The following is a 20,378-nucleotide window of genomic DNA, read 5'->3' as shown; positions in this document are numbered from 1 at the left end:
CAAACAATCAATGGCTTATAACAGAGAAAGCAGTTGATCTCAGGGCGGGTTAATCATCACTCCAGGAACCAGGTGATTGTGTTATCACGCTGCTCCTGATTTATGAATAATTATAAAAAACCGCCTCTGTTTATCGCGTGACTGAATGATGACAATTTTGTCACCTTCCAGGTTTCTCCTGAACAACGGGATTAATCCATTAACAGGCGCACTTTGAACACAATTTCACGCCCCTGCTGTTCTGCTGACAGCTCGCCGCCGTGAGCATGAATGATCGACCTTGTAATTGATAATCCCAGCCCCGCGCCTTCCGTGTTGTAGAACCTTGATGAGTCTGCGCGATAGAACCGGTCAAACAAACGTTCCAGATTAGCGGGAACCTGGCCGGACATCGTATTCGTAATCATCACGTTCACACAGTCACTGTCACGCTCAAGGTGTATCGCTGTACAGGTGTTATCGGGAGAATACTTGATTGCATTGGAAAGCAGGTTACTGAAAGCACGTCGGAGCATATCGCTGTCTCCGGCAACAACGCCCTCTCCTTCAACCGTGATTGTCTTTCCTGTTTCGTCTGCCAGGGGCTCGAACAACTCACGTAATTCATTCAGTTCGGCTGCCAGATCCACATCATGTTTATCCAGCCGCAGCAGACCATGCTCTGAACGTGCCAGAAAAAGCATGTCACTGGTCATTCGTGACAACCTTTTCAGTTCTTCCAGGTTAGCGAATAAAATTTCGCGGTAATGCGAAACATCCCTTTCCTTAGCCAGTGCAAACTGCGTCTGCATCATCAGATTACTGACTGGTGTGCGCAGCTCATGCGCGATGTCAGACGAGAAATCTGACAGTTTCCGGAATGCCCCCTCCAGGCGATCAAACATATTATTGAACTCCTGCATGGTCTCAGAGATTTCCGGCGGAGCCAGATCGGGATTTAGACGCTGATCCAGGCTGTGTACGGTCATGGAGGAAGCCAGACTGGTCATTTCCCGTAGCGGTTTCAGACCAATACGTGTGGTCAGCCAGCCCAGAAAAACAGAAATAAAGACCAGACCGATATTGAACCAGAACAGCCAGGTACTGAGTTTGTCCATAAACAGGGTGTGATACCCAGTATCCGTGGCAACCGTAATGATGACATGTTTGCTTTTACCCTGTTCCGGCGTCACGGCAACCCGCCGCGAGATACTGCGGTACACGGTGTTATTTTCTTCCGTCTGGATCATATAGTCGAGAATATCACCCGACTTATTAAGCAAGATCGCTGGAACAACAGAATTTTTGGCATAGAGTTCAACAATTTTTTCATTTTCCATGTTTTTTATAGAAATGAATAAGCCATTGTGCCCCACCATCGCATCGTTTATTTTTTCTGATAATGACTTAATATCCGTTTTGTTCCTGAACGTCTCTGTTTTAAGAAACTCTTCGGTGAGCTGAAGTTTACCTGTCAGAAAATCGCGGTCCTGATTATCGAAATAGCCATTAAGGGTGCTAATCAGGATAAAACTTGATAACCACCATACCGTAAGCATCACCGCAGAAAAAATCAGGCTCAGGCGTGTGGTCAGGGAAATTTTGAACCTCACTCTTCTCTGATCTCCAGGACATATCCGGCACCGCGAACGGTATGGATCAGTTTTGGCTCAAAGTCATCATCAATTTTACTTCTCAGACGTCTCACGGCGACATCAATCACATTCGTATCACTGTCAAAATTCATGTTCCAGACCAGGGACGAGATAAGACTCCTGGGTAACACTTCTCCGGTGCGTTGCAGCAGCAACTCAAGCAGAACGTATTCTTTACCGGTGAGATGGATCTTCTTCCCCGAACGGATCACGGTCCGGCGCACCATATCAACGGTCATATCGGCGATGGTGCAGACTGTTGCGGCCTGCGAGCGTGCCCGGCGCAGTAGGGTTCTTACACGTGCAACCAGCTCCGTAAAATCAAAGGGCTTAATCAGGTAGTCATCTGCGCCAAGCTCCAGTCCTTTCACTTTGTCCAGCACGTTGTCCTTTGCGGTTAAAAACAGGACCGGTTCTTCGTGCCCGGACTCCCTCAGTGCGCTGATGATTTGCCACCCGTCGAGGAAAGGCAGCATCACGTCCAGTATTATCAAATCATACTGTCCCTTCGACGCGGCCCCGAGACCATCGCGGCCATTATTAAAGAGATCGGCCTGATAGCCTTCCTCAACCAGTCCCTGCTGCAGGTAACGACCTGTTTTTTGTTCGTCTTCAACGATTAAAATACGCTGCATGGTCAACTCGCTGATATGAAAGTAAAAATCTCACGCATGAGCTTTGGCTGTCCCCTAGCTGACCTGAGACGGAGCAAGCATTCCGAGCCACGCTACGGCGCCCAGAATGATAATCGCAACAACGAATTCTGTCAGGATGCTGTTTCGCATCAGGGCAACGCTGCGATCATAATTCCCTTCCCTGACCATAACTTCAAGCCGGGGACCCAGGTGAAACCGGTTTGCTGCAGCCAGAAGAAGCATCAGAACAAACAGAGCCGTCTTGGCAAGCAATATCCTCCCCCAGGAACTGTTGAATAAGGGAGTTAAGTTACCCTCAGCAATATACAGATAGTTGACCAGCGCACTCAGGATCAGGGCTACAACAATCACCGTTCCTGCCGTGGCAAATTTTGCCAGGGAGTCAGATATCACAATGACGCTCTGTGCATTATGCTCGTTTCTGCGCATCAGCAGGATAGCAAATGCAACCAGAGCACCTGTCCAGGCACCTGCAGCGCCGAGATGGGTCAGATCGCTCAGTAAATGGAGATAGTAATGCAGACCGTCATGCATAACGGCGTGTCCTCCCCAGGCAAGTGTAGCCAGCGCCACGCCCCCACTCATCGTCATCAGCAGGCAGGACAATACTCTCTTATTAGTGTAAAGGAACAAAGCACCGAGTGTGGTAAACAGGGCACAGAGCCTGACAATCCAGCTAATACCCACATCAGTTTCTTCTATCACCATCTCGATAACATGGATGGATAATTCTCTGAGGTCAGTTACTCCACTCATGGCATTAGATACCAGGAGCATATTAATGCCAGTAAGAATGATGCCTGTAACAACAGCAAAAGTTATAAACGACCTGAAATTAGTCAGGTTATAGGTTTCATGTCTGACACCGCTTATTCCATATATCTGAAAAAATGGCAATCCAAATATTACCATCAAATCCAGATAAAGAAGAAAACGAATAACAATCATAATCAGGTCGTTCATAATATTACTTCACTGTAAAGGTGTAATTACCGGTAATAGGGTGCGTATCTGAAGAAACCGCGCGCCAGTCAACACGATAAGTGCCAGCGGGTAAAGGCTCTCGCGGAATAATGACCATCGATTTAGGGTCAGCGCCTGGCGCCACTTTTGCCGCGACCGGCATCGGAGAATGTGATGACATGCCTTTCATACCCGTCATCGTTAATTTTGCACCTGAGAATTTCACGGTCAGATTTTCCGAGAAATTAAGCTGAATCTTTTCCGGGGCCGCTACGGCTGAATCAGCCTGTGGCACAGAGCTTTTTAATTCCGGATGGGCCATAGCAGAGAAAGCAACGCCCATAACGAGGCCACCTGTAAGAATGGCTTTATTTAAAATCGACATTTTATTTACCTGTTTAGTTGAGTGTTTTATATCAGTGCGTTAAAACCAGATTCTGGCTCCCGCCAGGAATACTACCTGATGGTCTTTCTCACCTTCTCTTTTCGCCATATCGGATGTTTTCCCGTAAAGTTGATTCCAGGAAACGCCTATATAGGGTGCAAACTCACGGCGTATTTCATAGCGCAGCCGGAGCCCCAGCTCTGTGTCAGTCAGTCCCCTGCCGCGACCCCGCGATTCATCATCCTGACTGTAGAAATTCACCTCATAGGATGGCTGGAGTATGAGCCGGTTAGTCAGTAAAACGTCGTATTCTCCTCCCAGACGAAGGGCTGCTTTTCCGCCATTACTGACAAAACCCGTAATTTCAGACTCAAAATTATAGAGTGCCAGCCCCTGAAAACCGACAGCAGCCCAGGTCCGGGCAGAAGCAGGTCTGAAATCCTGCCTGACACCCGCAACCAAATCCCACCATGGGCCAACCGCATGTCCCCAGAGTAACTGCGCTTCAGCCGCCTCCGTTTCCCCATTGCTTCGTTCACCTTCACTCTTTAGCCAAATCCGATCTGTGTCGCCTCCAATCCAGCTGTTAACACTCCAGCTGAAATTGTTGGTGTTATCCGACCGTTGCCATTCCAGTTGATCCAGCAGAACCAGATAATTAATCGCACTGTCGTGAATCGCATGCCCCTGTAAATTGCCGAATGCAGCCTTCCGGTCGGCATCGGTAACAGGCGGAATTGGCGTTCTGCTCTCAGTTACAATGGGCTCCATTGACGTCATCTCAGTGAAATTCTCATCTGCTGGCATCTGCATGGCAGACATGTCGTGCCCGGCGTGGGGATCTGCAGAGACGGAGCCCGCCGCAATAGAAAGCTGTGAGGTAAACAAACCGGCGACCAGAACAGGTATGGCCTTCAAATTTCTCTTCATTCGCATCATTCCTCCACCCGGACTTCACGAAACATTCCCATTTCCATGTGATAGAGCAAATGGCAGTGATACGCCCAGCGGCCAAGCGCATCTGCTGTCACTCTGTAACTGCGTTTTGTACCAGGGGGAACATCTATTGTGTGTTTACGAACCATGAAATTACCGTTTTCATCTTCCAGATCGCTCCACATACCATGCAGGTGAATGGGGTGAGTCATCATGGTATCGTTGATCAGCGTGATCCTGAGCCGCTCACCGTATTTCAGCAGCACCGGTGCGGCATCTGAAAACTTGATTCCGTTAAATGACCAGGCAAACTTTTCCATGTGGCCGGTTAAATGCAGTTCTATGGTACGGCCAGGTTCACGTCCGTCAGGATCCTCAAAGCGGCTTTTCAAATCCGCGTACGTGAGAACCTTTCTTCCGTTATTTCGAAGACCAATACCCGGATCATTTAATTTCGGAGAGACGCTCATCGCCTGCATATCAACCAGTGGGTTATCCGTTTCTGACGCAGGATGACTTTGCATACCCGGCATTCCGGCCATCCGGGAATGATCCATACCGGCCATGCTGCTGTGATCCATGGGCGCGGAGGATGTCCCGCTATCCGGAAGGTCAGCACCGTCCATAGACATCATCTCTCCGCTGTTATCCATGCCTCCCATCTGGCTGTGGTCCATTCCTGCCATATCATGTCCCATTCCCCCCATACCCATATCTTCCATGGTCAACAGAGGACGGGGATCGAGGGGGGGAACGGCAGCACTTAACCCCTCTCTCGTGGCCAGTGTCCCTCGAGCGTAACCGGTCCTGTCCATGGATTGTGCGAAGATGGTATAGGCCTCACCCTGAGGCTCCACAATGACATCATAGGTTTCGGCAACGGCAATCCTGAATTCGTCAACGGTAACCGGGTTTACATACTGGCCATCTGCAGCCACGACCGTCATTTTCAGCCCGGGGATACGGATATCGAAATAGGTCATTGCCGAGCCGTTGATAAACCGTAAGCGTATCTTTTCACCGGGACGGAACAGTCCGGTCCAGTTTTTCAGCGGGGCCTGCCCGTTCATGAGATAGGTGTAGGTGTAGCCACTGACATCCGCGAGGTCAGTCGGATTCATTTTCATTTCAGCCCACATTTTCCGATCGGCAATGGTGGCTGACAGCCCCCTGGTATTCACGTCGCGGAAAAAAGAGCCAACGGTTGGTTTATTGAAATTGTAGTAATCCGACTGTTTTTTTAATTTTTTCAGCAGGCTGTGAGGATTTTCATCGGTCCAGTCAGACAACATGACCACATGCTCACGATCGTAAGTAAACGGTTCTGGCTCCCCGGCATCGATGATAATGGCACCGTATACCCCCTCCTGTTCCTGCAGACCGGAATGGCTGTGGTACCAGTAAGTCCCGTTCTGCTTAACCTTAAAGGTGTAAACGTAGGTATCATCAGGCTCTATGCCCATAAAACTCAGCCCCGGAACACCATCCATATTGGCCGGAAGAATAATGCCGTGCCAGTGAATGGACGTCTGTTCATTAAGACGGTTTTTGACCTTCAGGGTAATGGTGTCACCTTCTTTCCAGCGAAGAACGGGCCCCGGCAGGCCTCCATTGATTGTTTTGGCCTGACGCTCACTGCCCGTGATATTGACGGCCGTTTCACCAATGGTCAGGTCAAACTGAGTACCCTGCAGGGATGCGGCAACTGGCAGGCTCAGACTGGAACGCGCATTGAAACTCCATACGCCAAGACTTCCGGCTACGCCAGAGAGGGTTAACCCCTTCAGGAAAGTTCGTCGAGACGTTTTCAACAGCATGCGCATTCCCTTATTTAAAGTATGGTTACTGACAGAATTCGAGAACCGATTTAAATTAAATTACTGGTTCATCCACTTACAATGAAATGAATCTAGCACACCTTAAGAAACAAATTCATTACAATCGTGTAATGTACATAGCTGTATTACATTTACGTCATCTTCCCCACAGGTTGATTATTTTTATATATGATCATAAGGACATCTTTTATGTACCTCAGAAGGTAATTACACATGAATATATTAATCACGACCACTGCGTTTACAGCTTTATTTTGTGGGGCAGCTTTTGCTCAGTCCAGTGATATTGCCCATGAAGCACATCGATTTGTTAATAATGCCTCAGCCGTCAGTCATGTGAATTCCTCGACGCATGAAAACTTACCGGACAGGGTTAATAAAAACAACACGCCCTCATTCTCTGAAATGAATGAACATGAAAGGGCCATTGTTGCTCATTCATTTATGAACAACAGCGCGTCCTATGCGCATCAGAAAATGATTGAGGAACATAAAAAAATGCTGTCCGGCAGTGATGCAAATTCAAAGACCTCGTCTTCTTCTTTTAACGAACTGAATGCCGGAGAAAAAGCCGCTCTCGTGCATGAGCAGGTCAATAATGCCGGTGCGGAAGCACATCAGACGCAGGCAAGAAAGCTTCGCGGGCTGTATTCGACCAGGTAACTGCAGGCGGGTTAGTGCTTAGCGTCAGGTGCGCAGCAGGGCTTTACTGACGGGTTACGTAGCAGGACATGAGCCCCATATTGCTCTGCCGTAACCTGTTTCAGTCCCGTTAATCATCACCGTCGGGCTGTTCATACAGTTCCCAGAGCTTCAGGAGCAAACGGGAAACAAGATATGTTACAAAAATGACGACCATCAACGGTGCTCCCGATTAACTGACAGATGACACGCCTCCTGAAAACCCCTAGCATACGCCGCAGTGTTCATGCTAACGGCGAATTCCAGTAAATGTATTCTACCGATGTCGTAAAAGAAAATGCCTACCTTTCAGCCACCCGCTCGGGGCTGGAATCGAACGAGATCGCTACTCTTCAGCGCTCCTTGCCTTCCCGGTTTAATCTGCGGCATTTGAAAAAAAATGAATCATTAAAACTCGTACTGCAAAAGAAAGCGGGAAAATCACGTGTCGTGGCCTATAAATTTACGTCCGGTTCATTTAATTACACGGCGTATCGTATATCAGATAAAAAGTTCTATAACCTTTCCGATACTTCCGGGAAAGGCAGTCTCGATTATCCGTTACCGGCCACAGCAAGACTCAGTTCGCCTTTCAATCCTGCAAGACTTAACCCGGTATCGGGAAAAGTGAGTCCCCATAATGGCATTGATTATTCCATGCCCATGAACACGAAAATAGTCAGCGTCATCGACGGAAAAATCACCCGGGCCGAATACAACAGTACCATGGGATATTTTGTTGAAGTAACGGGAAAAGCCGGTGTTAAAACTCGCTATCTCCACCTCAATAAAATACTCGTTACTAAAGGGGCCAGGGTTACACGGGGAGGTGCTATTGCGTTATCCGGTAACAGCGGACGTTCATCCGGTCCTCATCTGCATTACGAGCTGGTCATCAATAACAACCCTGTTAACTCTCTGGCGTTCCGGGCAGCGGCACCCGCTGATAACAAACTCGAACAGCATGCCTTTGCGCATGCCAGAGACTACGAACGATACCTGGACTGATAACGGGACCGCGACGCGGCCCCGTCTGCCGGATTAATTTTTTTTATCGTTTTCACTTCCGTGATGTTGATGATCTCCATGCCCTCCGTGGCCGTGGAAAAGATGCATTAGCGGGCAGACCAGCAATAACAGATATGGCCAGTAACCTGCCACATGTGACCAGTGTTCGCGCAGGAGGGCAAATGCCGCGATCGCGGCGACAGCAATAAGCGCATAGGTGGTACTTTTCATACTGGACTCCTTCTGTTCGTAACTGACCCTTCACTCAGTGTTATTTCCCGAGCCTGACACTTTTCAGACGCAACGCATTCACAATGACGCTGACGGAGGAAAGAGCCATGGCCGCCGCCGCAATAACTGGCGACAGCAGTATTCCATACACAGGATAAAGCAGACCTGCAGCCACAGGCACGCCAAGTGCGTTGTAGATAAATGCAAAAAACAGATTCTGACGGATATTTTTCATGGTGATCTCTGACAGATGACGGGCCCTGTTCAGTATCATCAAGTCGCCTTTGAGAAGGGTGACTCCGGCACTTTCAATTGCCACATCTGTACCCGTTCCCATGGCTATACCCACGTCAGCCGCTGCCAGCGCCGGGGCATCATTCACACCGTCTCCGGCCATCGCAACCACATGGCCAGACTCTTTCAGTCGGGTTATCACTGCTTTTTTGCCATCCGGCAGAATTCCGGCTTCAACCTCATCTATTCCCAGTTTCCGTGCGACTGCTTCAGCAGTAAGCTGGTTATCCCCGGTGAGCATAACGATGCGGATCCCCGCCTGACGCAAAGCTTTAAGCGCATCCGGCGTGGTTGTTTTCACGGGATCCGAGATAGCTATCAGGCCTGCAAGGTCCCCGTCTGTGGCCACATAGATAACGGTAGCGCCTTCCATCCGCAACGTATCCGCAACGGCCTTTTGATTATCAATAACTATACTGTTTTCCTGCATAGCCAGTTCATTACCAATAACAACCCGTTGACCTTCGACATCGCCTGAGACACCTTTACCCGACGGTGCATCGAAATGAGTGACTGCGGGTATTGCGATCCCCTTTTCCTGTGCTGCTTTAACTACTGCCATACCCAGCGGATGCTGCGAGCCTTTTTCCACTGCGGCTGTTACACGCAAAAGAGATGTTTCCCCACCCGGATTGAGACTGATAATCCCTGTCACCGTAGGCGAACCTTCCGTGAGCGTGCCTGTTTTGTCGACAACCAGCGTGTCCACTTTTTCAAGACGCTCAAGGGCTTCGGCATTCCTGATTAACACCCCGGCCTGGGCTCCTTTGCCCACCCCCACCATTATCGACATCGGCGTGGCCAGCCCCAGCGCGCAGGGACAGGCAATAATCAGGACCGACACAGCCGCAATGAGACCGTGCGCCATCCTGGGCTCGGGCCCCCAGACAGACCAGATCACGAAAGCAACAACCGCGATAAGTATCACCAGAGGAACAAACCAGCCTGAAACGCTGTCAGCCATTCTCTGGATGGGGGCACGCGAACGCTGTGCATCAGCGACCATCTGAACAATTCGTGAGAGCATTGTTTCATCACCGACTTTCTCTGCACGGATGATGAGACTCCCTGTCTGATTAATGGTCCCCCCGATGACAGGGTCACCCTCCGTTTTGGTAACCGGCATAGATTCCCCGGTCACCATCGATTCATCAACGGTTGTTTTGCCTTCGATCACGATACCGTCGACCGGAATACTCTCTCCAGGTCTGATGCGGAGCTTATCGCCAGGCAGGACATCTTCCGCATTAATATCCGTTTCATGACCGTCATGATCCAGCCGTCTGGCGGTTTTGGGGGCAAGGTTCAGAAGCGCAGTAATGGCGCCTGAGGTTTGTTCCCGTGCCCGCAGCTCAAGAACCTGTCCCAGCAGAACAAGCACCGTAATAACTGCTGCGGCTTCAAAATAAACGGCCACCAGGCCATCCATGTTTCTGAACGATGCAGGAAACCAGGAGGGGAAGACGGTTGCAATGACGCTGTAAACCCAGGCTACGCCGGTCCCCATTGCAACAAGGGTAAACATATTCATGGAGCGGTTACGTAACGACATTCCGGCCCGGGCGAAGAATGGCCAGCCACACCACAACACGACAGGGGAGGCCAGAAGCAGCTGCAGCCATGTGTTGTACTGTGGCGGTACTGTATTCCTCAACTCGGGAAACAGATGAGATCCCATTTCGAGTACCAGAACCGGAAACGCCAGCAACAACCCCAGCCAGAAGCGTCTTGTCATGTCGTGAAGTTCATCACTCGGCCCCGTGGATGCCGTAGCTACGAGCGGCTCCAGTGCCATTCCACAGACAGGACAGCTTCCGGGACCACTGCGGCGTATCTCCGGGTGCATCGGACATGTCCACACACCTTCAGAATTCTCTTTTTCCGCCTGGTGGTGAGGCTGTTTTATCTGATCAGGGCTGACTTCGTGATGATCGTGGTGATGGTGATGGGAATGTTCACTGGCATCTTCGGTAAGATAACGATCGGGATGGGCTTTAAATTTACTCTCACAGCTGGCGGAGCAGAAATAAAGTTGATGGTCCTGGTATCGAATGCTGCTGTGCGCCCTGTCGGGCAGGATGGCCATCCCGCACACGGGATCTCTCACCTTATGCAATACGTGGCCCTCGTCCGGGGATAATGTCTGCTCAGAAGCAGTCTGGTTGTTGTGTTGCACTGCATTGTCATTTTTCACAGTAACTCTCCTTATGCATACCGAAGCATCTTCTGTCTTCAGGGTATGTCATGGATGCGATTACCACGAATATCGCCGGCACAGGAGTGCCTGCTACCGGCGTCCCGTTATCAGCCGTTCCGCTGACTATTCGATTCGCTGGAAGACTTTTTTACTTCCATCCGGTGAGAATGCGATAACATCGTAAGCCTCTTTTCGGGCTCCCATCTCCATTCCAGGACTTCCTGCTGGCATACCGGGGGTGGCGAGACCGTATATACCTGAACCAGACTGCATTGCCTTATGTATCGTTGTCGCAGGCACATGGCCTTCAATGATCAAATTACCGGCAACCGCGGTATGACAACTTCGCAGTCCTGCAGGAATAGCATGCTTTTCTTTCAGGGCTGACAGCGCCTGATCATTCATGACGTGAGTTCGTACTTCAAACCCGTCTTTTTCCATCGCCTTGCCCCACAGGGAACAACAGCCACAGTTTTCAGATTTGTACATATCAATCACTTTTTCACTCGCCATCGCGGGCAGTGAAAGGCCGAGAGCCAGCGCCATCAGAACCACTTTTTTCATACTCACCTCTGTATATTATCGATTTAAACCCTGACGTCAGGGTGAATCAGTAAAGAAGGACACCCACAGGGGGTGCCCTTTCAGGTTCAGGACACGCTTTTTTTATGTCTGCGCAGCCAGATTAATTTGTAGGCGGCAGGAATAATGAACAGGGACAGCAGCGGAGCCGTGATCATCCCACCAATCATGGGTGCCGCGATACGGCTCATGACTTCTGAACCTGCACCGGTTCCCCAGAGTATTGGCAGCAGACCCGCAATGATCACCGCCACGGTCATGGCTTTCGGCCGGACACGCAGTACGGCACCATGATAGAGGGCTTCATCAAGGCCTTCCGGTGTGAACGTCTCTTTACGGGACAATTCCGGGTGCGCTTCAATGGCATGACGCAGATACATCAGCATGACCACGCCAAACTCTGCTGCCACCCCGGCCAGAGCGATAAACCCCGTTCCGGTTGCGACAGACATATGGAAGCCCTGCCAGTACAGGAACCATATCCCGCCAACCAGGGCGAACGGCAGGCTCATCAGGATCAGCAGGGCTTCATCAACCCGGCGGAATGCCAGATACAACAGGATGAAGATGATCATCACCGTCATCGGCACCATCAGCTTCAGTTTCTTGTTGGCATGCTCAAGCAGTTCAAACTGTCCGGAGAATGACACGCTGGTACCCGGTCTCAGTTTCACTTTCTGACTGATCGCCGTTTTAATGTCATTAACCACCGACACCATATCCCTGCCGCGCGCGTCAATGTAAATCCAGCTGGCTGGACGGGCATTTTCCGTTTTCAGCATAGTCGGCCCGGAAACGACCTTAATATCCGCAACATCGCCCAGCGTGATCTGCTGCTTCATCGGGGTCAGGATCGGCATCTGTTTCAGGGCCTGCGGGCTGTTCCGGTAATCCTGCGGATAGCGGATATTAATCGGGTACCGGGCCACGCCTTCAACCGTTTCCCCTACCGTCGCGCCGCCGATGGCTGATGAGATGAACAGCTGCACATCGCCCACCGTCATTCCGTAGCGGGAGGCTTTTTCCCGGTTGATATCCACATCAATGTAGCGCCCGCCTTCCAGTCGCTCTGCGAGAGCAGACACTACGCCGGGTACGGTTTTGGCGACCGCTTCGATACTCTGCGCCGTTGCATCGATATCGGACAGAACCGTTCCGGACACCTTGATACCTATCGGGCTTTTGATCCCGGTTGAGAGCATATCAATACGGTTACGGATTGGCGGCACCCAGAGGTTTGCCAGCCCCGGTAAACGGACGGTCCTGTCGAGTTCTTCAATAATCTTGTCAATCGTCATGCCTGGACGCCACTGATCCTCAGGTTTGAGCTGGATCGTGGTTTCAACCATTTCGAGCGGTGCGGAATCCGTGGCGGTCTCTGCTTTACCGGTCTTGCCAAATACAGAGGCCACTTCAGGAACGCTTTTGATTAACTTGTCCGTCGTCTGCAGGAGCGCTGCAGCTTCAGCCGGAGAGACACCCGGCAGGGTCGACGGCATATACAACAGGTCGCCCTCGTTAATCTTCGGCAGAAACTCACCGCCCACCTGGCTCAGCGGCCAGATAACGGTGAAAATGGACAAGGCCGCAACCAGCAGGGTTGTTTTTGGCCAGTGGAGAACCCGCAACAGCAATGGATGATACGCTTTGATCAGTACCCGGTTCAGGGGGTTACTGGTCTCTGCAGGAATTTTCCCCCGGATCCAGAATCCCATCAGAATCGGAATGACGATGATGGCCAGCGCGGCCGCGCCCGCCATGGAGTACGTTTTCGTGAATGCCAGCGGGCCAAACAGACGTCCTTCCTGACCTTCCAGGGTAAAGATAGGAATAAAGGACAGGGTGATGATCAGCAGGCTGATAAACAGTGCGGGTCCCACTTCAACGGAGGCATCGGTAATCACCTTCCAGCGGGTGGCGTTGTCAATCTGCTCACCCGGATGCTGATGATCCCACTCCTCAAGCCGCTTATGCGCATTCTCAATCATCACAATGGCGGCATCCACCATCGCACCGACGGCAATCGCTATCCCTCCCAGCGACATGATATTGGCGTTCAGTCCCTGGAAGTGCATGACGATAAAGGCGATACACAGACCAAGCGGCAGAGAGATAATCGCCACCAGGGCAGAACGTACGTGCCACAGGAACAGGGCACAGACGATGGCCACCACGATAAACTCTTCCAGAAGTTTGGAACTGAGGTTATCAATCGCCCGGTCGATGAGCTGGCTGCGATCGTAGGTGGTCACGATTTCAACGCCTTCCGGCAGGCTGGCCTTCAGCGTCTCAAGTTTATCCCTCACTGCCGTGATAACGTCGCGTGCATTTTTACCCGACCGCAGGATCACCACGCCGCCAGCGACTTCGCCCTGGCCGTTCAGCTCGGCAATACCACGCCGCATTTCAGGCCCGGTCTGCACGCGGGCAACATCCCGCAGATAAACCGGCACGCCGTTCTCGCCTGTTTTCAGGACGATGTTATTAAAATCATCAATGCTCTGAAGATAACCGCTGGCACGGACCATATACTCAGCTTCGGCCATTTCAACGGATGAGCCACCGGCCTCCTGGTTAGACGATTCAAGGGCCTGTTTCACTTCGGGCAGGCTGATACCATACTGAGACAATTTTACCGGATTGACCTGAATCTGGTACTGTTTCACCACGCCGCCAACCGAAGCGACCTCAGCCACGTTCGGGATGGTTTTCAGCTCAAATTTCAGGAACCAGTCCTGCAGAGAACGCAGTTCTGAAAGGTCGTGTTTTCCGCTGCGATCGACAAGGGCATATTCAAATATCCAGCCCACCCCCGTGGCGTCCGGACCGATTTCAGAACTCACACCGGCGGGCAGTTTTCCCTGTACCTGGTTCAGGTACTCCAGCACGCGGGAACGGGCCCAGTACAGATCGGTGCCGTCTTCAAAAATGACATACACATACGAATCACCGAACTGTGAAAAACCACGCACGGTTTTTGCGCCAGGCACGGACAGCATGGTGGTGGTAAGTGGATAGGTGACCTGGTTTTCTACAATCTGCGGGGCCTGGCCGGGATAGCTGGTTTTGATAATGACCTGCACATCTGACAGGTCAGGCAAGGCATCGACAGGCGTGTTAATAATCGTCCATGTGCCCCAGATGCTGAGAAACAGGGCCCCCATCATGACCAGGAAACGGTTGGCGACAGAGCGCCGGATAATCCATTCAATCATCGTCGTCTCCTCAGTGCCCTGAATGCATATTTACAGGCTGGTCAGACATTGCTGGCATACTGCTTTCTGTTTTTTCAGGGTGGCGCATACGTTCCAGTGCGCCCGTAATATTGGCTTCAGAGTCAATGAGGAACAGGCCACTGACCACCACGGTATCGCCTTCATTCAGGCCGGAGCCGATGCCGGACTGTTGCTGTGACTCATGCAGAACGTGGATCTGTTTCGGCACAAACTTGCCTTCATCATCAACAGTAATCACGCGCTGTTCTTTGCCGGTATCGATAACGGCCTGGCTTGGTATCAGCAGCATCTCCTGGCTTCTGGTATTCAGTTTCAGATAGGCATTCATGCCCGGCTTGAGAAACTCATCCTTATTAGAAACCTGGAGACGGACCTGAAGCGTACGGGTTGTCTGATCCACGCTGGGAAGAATATTCCATTTTTCGACATGGAATGTTTTATCCGGATAAGCCGGTACCGAAATTTCAAACTGCGACGTATCTTTCAGCAGATAGGCGATAGATTCTGGCACTGCAGCGCTGATCCAGACCGGGTCCATTCCCTGAATCTGAGCCACCACCTTATCTTTCGAAATATTCATGCCGGTGCGCAGGTCAAATGCAGTAATGACACCATCAATAGGTGCTTTAATGGTAAAACGGGTCTGAATGCTCCGGGTAGAACGCAGTCTCTGAATATCCTCTTCCGGCATACCTGCCAGGCGAAGCCGTTCCAGAACGCCTTTAATTTGCGTGGAAGTACCACCGGTGCTGGATAACAGAAGGAATTCACTCTGTGCTTCCACCCAGTCCGGAATGGTAATATCGATAAGTGGCGTCCCCTTCTTCACATGATCGCCAATCGTCATGGGGTAGACTTTTTCGACAAACCCGTCAGAACGCGCCTGCACAATAACAAACTGATACTCGTTATAGCTGACATTAGCCGGGATTGTCTGAGAATAATTCAGCATTCCTCGCGTGACTTTTTGCGTTTTTAATCCCAGATTCTGAACCTGGGTTGGGTCGATACGGATCCCGCCACTGCTTTTATCGCCACTGTCATCAGCATATTTTGGCACCAGGTCCATATCCATAAAGGGCGATTTTCCGGGTTTATCAAATTTGGTATCCGGTTTCATTGGGTCATACCAGAAAAGCACCTTTCGTTCCGGTGCCTTTTGTTCTGTTTTTTCTGTCTTTTGTGCTGAGTTTACATACTGCCAGGCAGTAACCGATATCAGCCCCCCTGCTATGAGGCTGCTGATAATTATTGCAGCATATTTTATCTTTAAAGAAGCCATACAATTTTCCGCTAAAAAATCAAAACACCTGGCATATGCGCCTGACGGTTAACTCACACATATACCTATGTGAATGTACAGGCGCACAGGATGTAATCGCTCCGGACAGCCAATCAGGACTGCGTCACGTTAATGCTTTTGAGTAAGGAGATATTGCCCTGCTGAATAAACGAGAAATCGACATGGTTGCCTGTTTTCAGGGCATTAATAGCATCGTCTGCATTAACAAAAGTAAAGCGCATGGTCATTGCAGGCCAGCCCACCGCTGGAATTGCTTCATGCGAAATGGTGATTTTCTTAGTATTCATATCAATGTCTTTAACGACACCGGTGCCCTTGATAACTTGCTGTACCGAAGCATCACTGGCAGTATTCATATCGCCATGCTGATGTGTTTCAGCATGAAGACCGGCAGAAAACATGACAGAGAAGGCACCAAATAAAACGGCTTTAAGTGAATTACGCATTTTAATTTCCTGATTAATTAAATAAATTTACTCTACCCAACCGCCACCCAGCGCGGTAAACAGATTAATTTCGTTAACCTGCCGGGAATAGGTAAGATCGAGAATGGTTTGCTGGGTAGCGAAGAGGGAACGTTCTGCATCCAGCACTTCGATGTAACTGACAGCACCACTTGCATACAATCCTCTGGCACGCTGGAGAGTTATCTGAAGTGAATCAAGATAACGCTGCTGTGACTCAAGTTGCTGGCTAAGGCTGTCGCGCAGCGCAAGCGTGTCGGAAACATCCTTAAAGGCTGACTGAATTTTTTGTTCGTAATTAACCACCGACTGTTGCTGGCGAATTTCAGCCAGCTTCAGATTGGCTTTATTCCTGCCAGCATTAAATATAGGAATTTCAATTTTAGGGATAAAATTCCACATTCCACTTCCTGACGTAAACAGGCTGGACAGCTCCGTACTGCTTGCGGAAAGACCACTGGTCAGGGTAATTGAGGGGAAAAAGGCCGCTCGCGCTGCGCCAATATTGGCATCAGCCGCTTTCAGCTGATATTCCGCTTCCATAATATCCGGTCGCTGCAGCAAAATTTGTGAAGACAGATTTGGTGGCAATTTTACTGGGGCTATCTCCCCGCCTTTCATCCCTTTTTCTGACGGAAGTGCGCGGTACGTTCCCAGCACCAGTTGCAGGGCATTGTTTGCCTGAGCCAGATCGCCTTCTCGTTTGGCTATTTCGGCGCGGGTACTTTCGATTTGTCCTCGCGCCTGTTCAAGTGCCAGAACGTTCGTACTCCCGGTCACGAGCTGCTGCTCAACGAAAGCATAGGACTGTTGATAATTTTTCAGCGTTTCCCGCGCAATACGAAGTTGTTCGTACGCCAGTTGCTGGCTGAAATAGCTTTGTGAAACGTTGGATACCAGCAGGATGTGTACGGCCCGACGGGCTTCTTCGCTGGCAAAGTAGTTCTGGCGATCAGCATCACTCATGTTCTTAAGTTTGCCGAAAAAATCGAGCTCATAGCTGAGCTCCAGTCTCGCGTCGTACTCCTGTGTGGTCGGCTTGTCACCTTTCAGACCACCGCTGTATGTTATCCCGGATGAGGCATTCAGCTGGGGATAACGATCTGCATCCGTGACGTTGAACTGGGCTCGGGCCTCTTCAACCTTCAGGGCAGCCATTCTCAAATCACGGTTATTAGTCAGAGCTTCACCGATCAACCGGGTAACCTGGGGATCGACAAAAAAGTTACGCCAGCCCGTATCCTGATAGCCATTTACCGCTGGCGTCAGGCTGTTATGGGACAGTGAAAACTGCTGGGGTACCGGTGCTGCGGGCCGCTGATATTCAGGCGCAAGCGACACGCAGCCTGCCAGGATGAATATCGTGCTAATGCTGAGTAATTTTAATTTGAACATAACGCTTCTCGTCCAGGCAGACCTGGTAAATGGTTCAAATGAAGTCCAGAGTATTGATAGGGGTACTTTACCTAACGCTCTCTGTTTGCCGGGTGACAGGATAATGACAATGTTGTCATTTTTGCTGTAATCCGTTGATAACGATCGTGGGCGCAATAGAATGACATTAGCAGCCAGCCGGGGAGCAAGATGAAAATATTGATCGTCGAAGACGAAATTAAAACAGGTGAATATCTCAGCAAAGGGCTTACAGAGGCAGGGTTCGTAGTGGATCACGCTGATAATGGTCTTACCGGATATCATCTCGCCATGACAGCCGAGTATGATTTAGTCATTCTGGATATCATGCTACCTGATGTGAACGGCTGGGATATCATCCGCATGCTGCGCACTGCCGGAAAGGGTATGCCGGTCTTACTGCTGACAGCCCTCGGCACGATCGAACATAGGGTCAAAGGACTGGAACTGGGTGCGGACGATTATCTGGTTAAACCCTTTGCGTTTGCCGAACTGCTCGCCCGGGTGAGAACCCTTCTGAGGCGGGGAAACACGATGATCACGGAAAGCCAGTTTAAGGTGGCTGACCTCTCGATTGATCTCGTATCCAGAAAAGTCAGTCGCGCCGGAAACCGCATTGTGCTCACCAGTAAAGAGTTCAGCCTGCTGGAATTCTTCATTCGCCATCAGGGAGAGGTTCTTCCCCGCTCCCTGATTGCCTCTCAGGTCTGGGACATGAATTTTGACAGCGACACTAATGCGATCGATGTCGCAGTAAAGCGACTCCGCGCTAAAATAGACAACGATTACGAGACAAAGCTGATCCAGACAGTCCGGGGCGTGGGCTACATGCTGGAGGTCCCGGATGCATAGCAAACCTTCCAGACGCCCTTTCTCACTCGCTCTGCGGCTGACCTTTTTTATCAGCCTGTCCACGATACTGGCTTTTATCGCATTCACCTGGTTTATGCTGCATTCTGTTGAAAATCATTTTGCCGAGCAGGATGTCAGCGATCTTCAACAAATCAGCACCACACTGAACCGTATACTGCAGTCCCCGGTGGATCCGGATGATAAAAAAATAAGCAAAATAAAGGAATCAATTGCCAGCTACCGCAACGTTGCCCTTTTGCTCCTCAATCCCAGGGGGGAAGTGCTCTTTAGCTCAGCTCAGGGGGCGGCACTACGCCCGGCAGTGAATTCAGCAGATTTTAGCGAGCACAGCCGCGCACGGGATGTCTTTCTCTGGACGGTGGAGGATCCTGCGGGACCGATGGATACCGGGTCCGAAATGAAGATGGAAACATACAGGATTATCGCCTCCTCTGGTCAGGCGATATTTCAGGGCAAACAGCAGAACTATGTCATGCTGACTGGCCTATCCATTAATTTCCATCTCCATTACCTCGATGCGCTGAAAAAGAACCTGATTGCGATTGCCGTCGTGATAAGCCTGTTGATTGTTCTGATCATTCGAATCGCTGTCCGTCAGGGGCACCTGCCCCTTCGTAATGTCAGCAATGCCATTAAAAACATCACCTCCGAGAATCTTGATGCGCGACTGGAACCGACACGCGTTCCCATTGAGCTGGAGCAACTGGTTATCTCGTTCAATCATATGATTGGAAAGATTGAGGATGTCTTTACCCGCCAGGCCAATTTCTCTGCCGATATCGCGCATGAGATCAGAACGCCCATCACCAATCTGGTGACGCAGACTGAAATCGCACTGAGTCAGGATCGAACACAGAGGGAACTTGAGGATGTCCTCTATTCCAGTCTTGAAGAGTATAACCGGATGACCAAAATGGTCAGCGATATGCTGTTCCTGGCACAGGCAGATAATAATCAGCTGATACCTGACAGGGTCATGTTTGACCTCAGAGCGGAAGTCATGAAAGTCTTCGAGTTTTTCGAAGCCTGGGCCGAAGAACGCAATATCACGCTCAAATTTAACGGGATGCCCTGCCTGGTTGAGGGAGATCCACAAATGTTCAGAAGGGCGATCAATAATCTGTTATCCAATGCCCTGCGTTATACCCCGGAGGGACAGGCAATCACCGTCTCAATAAGAGAGCAGGAGAGCTTTTTTGACCTTGTGATTGAAAATCCGGGGAAACCAATCCCTGAAGAGCATTTATCAAGGTTGTTTGACCGTTTTTATCGGGTGGATCCGTCCAGACAACGAAAAGGAGAAGGCAGCGGCATCGGCCTTGCGATTGTGAAGTCAATCGTGGAAGCACATCACGGAAGAGTGCAGGTGGAATCGGACGTACACTCAACGCGTTTTATCTTATCCGTGCCCAGACTGGAGAAAATGATTCCGGACACCCAGTGCTGGGAATAAAGATTTAAATGACAAAGATGTCATTAGCCTGTCATGCAGCAAACAGAAGCCATTCGATATAATTAGTGCAACTTATCAGGAAGGCTGGATTGCTTTATCAATATCCGGCGTCAGTGGACGCCAGGAAATGAATATCCAGTCCCCTCCCGGAGAAATAAACACTTCCGAACCTGTTTCAGTTATGGAACTGAAAACACCGGTTGTACTCCCCCGGACATCACTAATTAAGAA

Annotated in this window: 17 protein-coding genes; 4 read left to right on the top strand and 13 right to left on the bottom strand. The window is 50.4% G+C overall.

Going from position 1 to position 20,378, the window contains the following annotated elements; genetic code table 11:
• Nucleotides 1-191 precede the first annotated feature (191 nt).
• From pcoS to pcoA, 6 genes are read right to left on the bottom strand one after another with little or no spacing between them, the layout of a single operon-like run.
• Complete coding sequence (gene pcoS / locus O1723_RS01430) at nt 192-1,592, bottom strand: copper resistance membrane spanning protein PcoS (RefSeq protein ID WP_001211179.1); 1,401 nt, start codon at nt 1,590-1,592, stop codon at nt 192-194.
• On the bottom strand, nt 1,589-2,269 hold the full coding sequence (pcoR, locus tag O1723_RS01425) for a copper response regulator transcription factor PcoR (RefSeq protein ID WP_180256137.1): 681 nt from the start codon (nt 2,267-2,269) through the stop codon (nt 1,589-1,591). The genes pcoS and pcoR overlap by 4 nt, the downstream gene beginning before the upstream one ends.
• 54 nt (nt 2,270-2,323) lie before the next feature.
• Entirely contained in the window at nt 2,324-3,202 is an 879-nt protein-coding gene (pcoD, locus tag O1723_RS01420; protein ID WP_229692861.1) for a copper resistance inner membrane protein PcoD, read from the bottom strand.
• A gap of 55 nt (nt 3,203-3,257) precedes the next feature.
• The gene (pcoC, locus tag O1723_RS01415) at nt 3,258-3,638 is read right to left on the bottom strand and encodes a copper resistance system metallochaperone PcoC (protein ID WP_000025662.1); all 381 of its coding nucleotides are present in this window, start codon (nt 3,636-3,638) and stop codon (nt 3,258-3,260) included.
• 39 nt (nt 3,639-3,677) lie between these two features.
• Nucleotides 3,678-4,568, bottom strand: coding sequence for a copper resistance outer membrane transporter PcoB (pcoB, locus tag O1723_RS01410; RefSeq protein WP_001378118.1), 891 nt, complete (start codon nt 4,566-4,568; stop codon nt 3,678-3,680).
• A gap of 5 nt (nt 4,569-4,573) precedes the next feature.
• On the bottom strand, nt 4,574-6,391 hold the full coding sequence (gene pcoA / locus O1723_RS01405) for a multicopper oxidase PcoA (RefSeq protein ID WP_000925240.1): 1,818 nt from the start codon (nt 6,389-6,391) through the stop codon (nt 4,574-4,576).
• Between the two features lie 234 nt (nt 6,392-6,625).
• Between pcoA and O1723_RS01400 the strand changes: the two genes are divergently transcribed.
• Together O1723_RS01400 and O1723_RS01395 are read left to right on the top strand one after the other, a co-directional pair.
• Nucleotides 6,626-7,075, top strand: coding sequence for a copper resistance protein (locus O1723_RS01400; RefSeq protein WP_001023257.1), 450 nt, complete (start codon nt 6,626-6,628; stop codon nt 7,073-7,075).
• Between the two features lie 288 nt (nt 7,076-7,363).
• On the top strand, nt 7,364-8,101 hold the full coding sequence (locus O1723_RS01395) for a peptidoglycan DD-metalloendopeptidase family protein (RefSeq protein ID WP_000287501.1): 738 nt from the start codon (nt 7,364-7,366) through the stop codon (nt 8,099-8,101).
• Between the two features lie 33 nt (nt 8,102-8,134).
• Here O1723_RS01395 and O1723_RS01390 read toward each other — a convergent pair whose 3' ends face one another.
• From O1723_RS01390 to silC, 7 genes are all read right to left on the bottom strand, one after another.
• Nucleotides 8,135-8,332 (bottom strand): DUF2933 domain-containing protein, encoded by a 198-nt coding sequence (locus tag O1723_RS01390; RefSeq protein WP_000843494.1) that lies wholly within the window; start codon nt 8,330-8,332, stop codon nt 8,135-8,137.
• Between the two features lie 40 nt (nt 8,333-8,372).
• Nucleotides 8,373-10,820, bottom strand: coding sequence for a heavy metal translocating P-type ATPase (gene silP, locus O1723_RS01385; protein ID WP_248191422.1), 2,448 nt, complete (start codon nt 10,818-10,820; stop codon nt 8,373-8,375).
• A gap of 126 nt (nt 10,821-10,946) precedes the next feature.
• On the bottom strand, nt 10,947-11,387 hold the full coding sequence (locus O1723_RS01380; protein WP_000758228.1) for a DUF411 domain-containing protein: 441 nt from the start codon (nt 11,385-11,387) through the stop codon (nt 10,947-10,949).
• 86 nt (nt 11,388-11,473) lie between these two features.
• Nucleotides 11,474-14,620 carry a Cu(+)/Ag(+) efflux RND transporter permease subunit SilA gene (silA, locus tag O1723_RS01375; protein ID WP_000574029.1) on the bottom strand — a complete coding sequence of 1,049 codons (3,147 nt, stop codon included), beginning with the start codon at nt 14,618-14,620 and terminating at the stop codon, nt 11,474-11,476.
• Between the two features lie 10 nt (nt 14,621-14,630).
• On the bottom strand, nt 14,631-15,923 hold the full coding sequence (gene silB, locus O1723_RS01370; RefSeq protein ID WP_000157620.1) for a Cu(+)/Ag(+) efflux RND transporter periplasmic adaptor subunit SilB: 1,293 nt from the start codon (nt 15,921-15,923) through the stop codon (nt 14,631-14,633).
• Between the two features lie 113 nt (nt 15,924-16,036).
• Nucleotides 16,037-16,390 (bottom strand): cation efflux system protein CusF, encoded by a 354-nt coding sequence (cusF, locus tag O1723_RS01365; RefSeq protein ID WP_001246155.1) that lies wholly within the window; start codon nt 16,388-16,390, stop codon nt 16,037-16,039.
• A 27-nt stretch (nt 16,391-16,417) separates the two neighbouring features.
• Entirely contained in the window at nt 16,418-17,803 is a 1,386-nt protein-coding gene (gene silC, locus O1723_RS01360; RefSeq protein WP_000475506.1) for a Cu(+)/Ag(+) efflux RND transporter outer membrane channel SilC, read from the bottom strand.
• A 189-nt stretch (nt 17,804-17,992) separates the two neighbouring features.
• Here silC and silR point away from each other — a divergent pair, with 189 nt between their 5' ends.
• Nucleotides 17,993-18,673 (top strand): copper/silver response regulator transcription factor SilR, encoded by a 681-nt coding sequence (silR, locus tag O1723_RS01355; protein WP_000697968.1) that lies wholly within the window; start codon nt 17,993-17,995, stop codon nt 18,671-18,673.
• Nucleotides 18,666-20,147: a copper/silver sensor histidine kinase SilS gene (silS, locus tag O1723_RS01350; RefSeq protein ID WP_000555736.1), complete on the top strand. Its 1,482-nt coding sequence runs from the start codon at nt 18,666-18,668 to the stop codon at nt 20,145-20,147. The genes silR and silS overlap by 8 nt, the downstream gene beginning before the upstream one ends.
• Nucleotides 20,148-20,378: the final 231 nt, after the last annotated feature.

The organism is Enterobacter cloacae complex sp. HYC080_NIDB, from assembly GCF_056673325.1.
Note: the sequence above shows the minus strand (reverse complement) of the source record. Positions and strands in the feature narration are given on the sequence as shown.